The 4,901-nt window shown below is 71.8% G+C and carries 4 protein-coding genes and 1 pseudogene; 1 reads left to right on the top strand and 4 read right to left on the bottom strand.

Annotated elements, in window-relative coordinates; translation table 11 throughout:
* Positions 1-214: 214 nt before the first annotated feature.
* Positions 215-1,729 (top strand): S8 family peptidase, encoded by a 1,515-nt coding sequence (locus tag AB8Z36_RS29980; protein WP_369216526.1) that lies wholly within the window; start codon positions 215-217, stop codon positions 1,727-1,729.
* Between the two features lie 38 nt (positions 1,730-1,767).
* On the opposite strand, the gene AB8Z36_RS29975 is transcribed toward AB8Z36_RS29980, so the two are convergent.
* The 4 genes and pseudogenes from AB8Z36_RS29975 to AB8Z36_RS29960 all read right to left on the bottom strand — a co-directional run.
* Positions 1,768-2,271: a metallophosphoesterase family protein gene (locus AB8Z36_RS29975; RefSeq protein WP_369216525.1), complete on the bottom strand. Its 504-nt coding sequence runs from the start codon at positions 2,269-2,271 to the stop codon at positions 1,768-1,770.
* A 52-nt stretch (positions 2,272-2,323) separates the two neighbouring features.
* A complete protein-coding gene (locus AB8Z36_RS29970) occupies positions 2,324-2,551 on the bottom strand; it encodes a hypothetical protein (protein ID WP_369216524.1) in 228 nt (75 codons plus the stop codon).
* Positions 2,552-2,720: 169 nt separating this feature from the next.
* Positions 2,721-4,283: a glycine betaine/L-proline transporter ProP gene (gene proP / locus AB8Z36_RS29965; RefSeq protein ID WP_369216523.1), complete on the bottom strand. Its 1,563-nt coding sequence runs from the start codon at positions 4,281-4,283 to the stop codon at positions 2,721-2,723.
* 217 nt (positions 4,284-4,500) lie between these two features.
* Positions 4,501-4,901: pseudogene (locus AB8Z36_RS29960) on the bottom strand (RNA polymerase subunit sigma); the annotation flags it as partial.

The following is a 4,901-nucleotide window of genomic DNA, read 5'->3' as shown; positions in this document are numbered from 1 at the left end:
GCTCTGGCCCGTCCGACGACGTCACCTCCTGCGCCTCGGTCCCCGGCCGGCCGGACCGGACGCATGAGGGCGGCTGTCCCCAACAGCCGTGTGACGTGATCAGACTCGTGGCCCCCCCCCCCCCCCCCCCCCCCCCCCCCCCCCCCCCCCCCCCCCCCCCCCCCCCCCCCCCCGTACCGCCCTGTTCGCGGGGGCCGCCGCGACCACCGGGGCCGTGGCGGCCCCGACGCCGCCGCCGGGCGACGGCCAGGGCCGCATCGTCGGCGCGGACCGCCCCGGCGCGGTCGACGGCTCGTACATCGTCACCTTCAAGAACTCGGTCGCCCGCGCCGACGTCCCCGCCTCCGCGAAGGCGCTCGCCAAGGAGCACGCGGGCAGTCTGCGCTACACCTACACCGCCGCCCTGCGCGGCTTCGCCGTGCGGATGAGCGAGCGCGAGGCCAGGGAACTGGCCGCCGACCCCTCGGTGGCCCGCGTGGAGGCGGACGCGGCGGCCTACGCCGTGGACACGCAGACCAACCCGCCCTCCTGGGGCCTGGACCGTGTCGACCAGCGCGATCTGCCGGTGGACAAGAACTACACGTACGGCACCAAGGCCGGGAACGTGAACGCATACATCGTCGACACCGGTATCCGCATGAGCCACCGCGACTTCGGGGGCCGCGCGGTCAGCGGCTACGACTTCATCGACAACGACTCCAACGCCTCCGACTGCCAGGGCCACGGCACCCATGTCGCCGGAACCGTCGGCGGCGGTTCGTACGGCGTCGCCAAGGGCGTCAAGCTGGTCGGCGTCCGCGTGCTCAACTGCCAGGGCACCTCGGGCGACACCTGGGCCCCGGTCCTGGCCGGGATCGACTGGGTCACCAAGAACGCGGTCAAGCCCGCCGTGGCCAACATGAGCATCGGCGGCGGCAAGACCCAGTCCGTCAACGACGCCGTGGCCGCCTCCATATCCTCCGGGGTGACCTGGGTCGTGGCGGCGGGCAACAACAACGCCGACTCCTGCTCGTACTCCCCGTCCTCCACCCCGTCGGCCATCACGGTCGGCGCCACCAACAGCCGGGACGCCCGCGCCACCGGCTGGTCCAACGGGCAGGGCTCCAACTACGGCTCCTGTCTGGACATCTTCGCGCCGGGCGACAGCATCGTCTCCTCGTCCAACTCCGGTGACAGCGCCTCGCAGACGATGAGCGGCACCTCGATGGCCTCCCCGCACGTCGCGGGCGCCGCCGCCCTGCTGCTCGCCGCCAACCCGACGTGGAGCCCGGCCCAGGTCCGCGACAAGCTGGTCGCCGACGCCACCTCCGGAAAGGTCACCGACCCGCGCACCGGCTCGCCGAACAAGCTCCTGTACACCGGCGGCGGCAGCACCCCGCCCACCGGCAAGAAGTTCGAGAACACCGACGACTACCAGATCCGCGACAACGCCACCGTCGAGTCACCCCTCCCGGTCACCGGCGTCACCGGAAAGGCCCCCGCCAACCTGTCCGTCACCGTCGACATCCGCCACACCTTCCGCGGTGACCTCAAGGTCGAGCTGGTGGCCCCCGACGGCACCGCCTACCTCCTGAAGGACTACAACAGCGCCGACAGCGCGGACGACGTCCAGGCCACCTACAGCGTCGACGCCTCCAGCGAGACCGCCGACGGCACATGGAAGCTCCGCGTGAGCGACAACTGGACCAACGACACGGGCACCGTCAACGCCTGGTCCCTCCAGTTCTGACCCCGCCACGACGCACCGGCTGCCGCTGAGGACGAGGATCAGCGCCTCGGCGGCAGCCGGTGCAACGTCACGTCGTGCAGGGCGCCGTCCGAGGCCGTCAGGGTCAGGTAGGTGCAGTGCGGCTGGCGTCGGCGGTCGGTGGGTGAGCCCGGGTTGAGCAGCCGGAGGCCGCCGGGGGCCTCGGTGTCCCAGGGGATGTGGCTGTGTCCGAACACCAGGACGTCCAGATCCGGGAAGCGTGCGGCGCAGCGGCGTTCGCGCCCGGTGGCCGCACCGGTCTCGTGGACGACACCGAACCGCAGCCCTCCGAGATCCGCGCGTGCGACCTCCGTGAGGCGGCGGCGCAGCGGCGGGCCGTCGTTGTTGCCGTACACCGCCACGAGGCGCCGCGCGCGGGACTCGAACAGGTCGAGCGTGGCCTCGTCGATCCAGTCCCCGGCGTGGATCACCACGTCCGCCCGGTCGATCTCCGCGAGGAGGGCGTCCGGCAGCCGCTTGGCGCGGGCCGGGACGTGCGTGTCCGAGGTCAGCAGCAGGTGCATGGGGTCAGCGTAGGACGGCAGGCCGTGCGCGCGCCCGACGTGGGCGTAGGGCTCACAGGTGGCGTGGCGGGCTGTTGCGGACGGCCGAGCGGCGGGCCCACAGGGCGCAGCCGAGCAGCAGGAGTCCGCCCACGCTGTACGCCCACGCGTTCACGGCTCCCCTGGCCGCGCCGACCGCCCAGGCGATGGACCACACGGCCAGCAGGACGCACAGGGCGGTCCAGGCCTGGGTCCACATCGCGTTGCGCGCGGCGAGGCGGTGCGGGGTGCCTCGTTCCATCTCGCCCATCCCGGGCGCGCCTCCGGCGTTCTCGTGTCCGTGTCCATGAGCGTATGCGTGTGCGTCGTTGGTCGTCATGTCTGACCGGATGCCCCGGGGCCGACGGGTGAATCGTGGCGGCCGCCGGTCGGCAACATGGCGCCTGCGTATGTGAGTTGATGCACCCTCGTCATTCGCCTCGGCCGCCCGAGCCGCCGTCCCCTTCACCGCTCCTGCGGCCCCTGCCGCCACCCCGTGGGTGCCAGAGTTTCAGCCACAGGTCGCGCGCGTGGCGGCCCGCCTCCGTGCGGCTGCGGGCGATCACCTCGCGCGCCTCGTCCTCGGTCTCGACCATGGGGCCCGAACCGCGCAGTGGGCGTCCCGCCGTCTCGTGCAGGAAGAACGTCGACACCAGGCCGATCACTCCGGCCACCATCAGGTAGTAGGCCGGGACCAGGGTGTTGCCGGTCGTGTCGACCAGGTAGGAGGCGACCAGCGGGGTGGTGCCGCCGAACAGGGAGACGGAGATGTTGAAGGCGATCGACAGCGCGCCGTAGCGCAGCCGGGTGGGGAAGAGGGCCGGAAGCGTGGATGCCGCCGTACCGGCGAAGCAGACAAGGAGCAGACCGAGGATCACGCAGCCGAAGGCCGGATAGAGGATGCCGCCCTCGCGGATCAGCAGGAACGCGGGCACGGACAGCAGGATCATGGCGATGCTGCCGCCCATGAACAGCGGCCGTCTGCCCCACCGGTCGGAGCTGCGGCCCACCGTCGTGATCGCGAGGACCACGAGCAGCATGGTGCCGAGGACGAGGAGCTGTGCGGTGGTGTCGCTCTCGCCGAGGGTCACCGTCATGAAGGTGGGCAGGTAGGAGGTCACCATGTAGTTGGTGACGTTGTAGAGCAGGACCAGGCCCATGCAGATGAGGACCGCCTGCCAGTGGCGGGTGAAGATCTCCTTCAGGCGCCCCTTGCCGGACTGGCGGGCCTGCTCGACGGGGTCGCCGTCCCCGCTCTCGGAGTCCGCCTCGCGCTCGGCGGCCGAGGTGGCCGCCTCCTGCTGGAAGGCGGGGGTCTCCTCCAGTTTCATCCGCATGTAGAGGCCGATGAGCCCGAGCGGTCCCGCGACGAAGAAGGGGATGCGCCAGCCCCAGCTCTCCAGGCCGTCGGAGCCGAGGGTCAGGGTGAGCACCGTGACCAGGCCCGAGCCCAGGGAGTAGCCCACGAAGGTGCCGAAGTCGAGCCAGCTGCCCAGAAAGCCGCGCCGCTGGTCGGGGGCGTACTCGGCGATATAGGTGGTGGCACCGGCGTACTCGCCGCCGGTCGAGAAACCCTGGACCAGACGGCAGACGAGCAGCAGCAGCGGGGCGGCGAAGCCGATCGAGGCGTACGTGGGCAGCAGACCGACCGCGAACGTGCTCGCCGCCATCATGATCATGGTCGCGGCCAGCACCCGCTGCCGCCCGATCCGGTCGCCGAGCGGCCCGAAGACCAGACCGCCGAGCGGCCGGACCAGAAAGGCCGCGGCGAAGGTGGCGAACGTGGAGACGACCTGCGCGCCGGGAGAGCTGGAGGGGAAGAAGACTTTGCCGATGGTGCCCGCCAAATAGGCGTAGACACCGAAGTCGAACCACTCCATGGTGTTGCCGAGCGCGGCCGCCGTCACCGCGCGCCGCACCTTCGGACGGTCCGAGACCATCACGTCCTCGGCGCTGAGTGCCTTCTTCCGGCGGCGCAGCAGCGTACGCGCCATGCGGTCGGTCGCCGAGTGCGACGCACGCGACGCGCTGTCCGGGATACGGGGTCTCCGGGGTGTTCCGCGTGGTTGGCCCTTCACCATGGAGCTGTTCTCCTCCTGCCCGCCGATGCCGTCCGCGAGAGAAAGCCGTGTCGCGGCAAGTCTGGGCCGACCTGCGACGACCGGCAAATTGTCCGGCTCTGTCAGATTCGGCGGGGGAAGGACCTCGGGGTCAGCGGTCGCGGGCCGTGTTGAGGCGGGCGGCCTGGCGGGTCAGGTGGTCGCGCTCGGCGAGGTTGGCGGCCTTGTGGGCCGCTTCGGCGTACAGCCGGGCGGCGGTCACCGGGTCGCCGTCACGCTCATGGAGGTAGGCGGCCACCGCGGTGTGGCGGGGCAGCGCCTCGTCCAGCTCCGCGAGCGCCGCAAGACCGGCGCGCGCCCCGTCGGCCTCGCCGACCGCGACCGCCCGGTTGAGCCGTACGACCGGGTTGTCGGTCAGCCGGACCAGCTCGTCGTACCACTCGACGATCTGCACCCAGTCGGTCTCCTCGGCGGCGGGCGCGTCGGCGTGCAGGGCCGCGATGGCGGCCTGTGCCTGGAACTCGCCGAGCAGGACCGCGGCCGGTGGGACAC

Origin of the sequence: Streptomyces flavofungini, assembly GCF_041028215.1 — a bacterium.
In the GTDB taxonomy this organism is placed as follows: domain Bacteria; phylum Actinomycetota; class Actinomycetes; order Streptomycetales; family Streptomycetaceae; genus Streptomyces; species Streptomyces flavofungini_B.
Note: the sequence above shows the minus strand (reverse complement) of the source record. Positions and strands in the feature narration are given on the sequence as shown.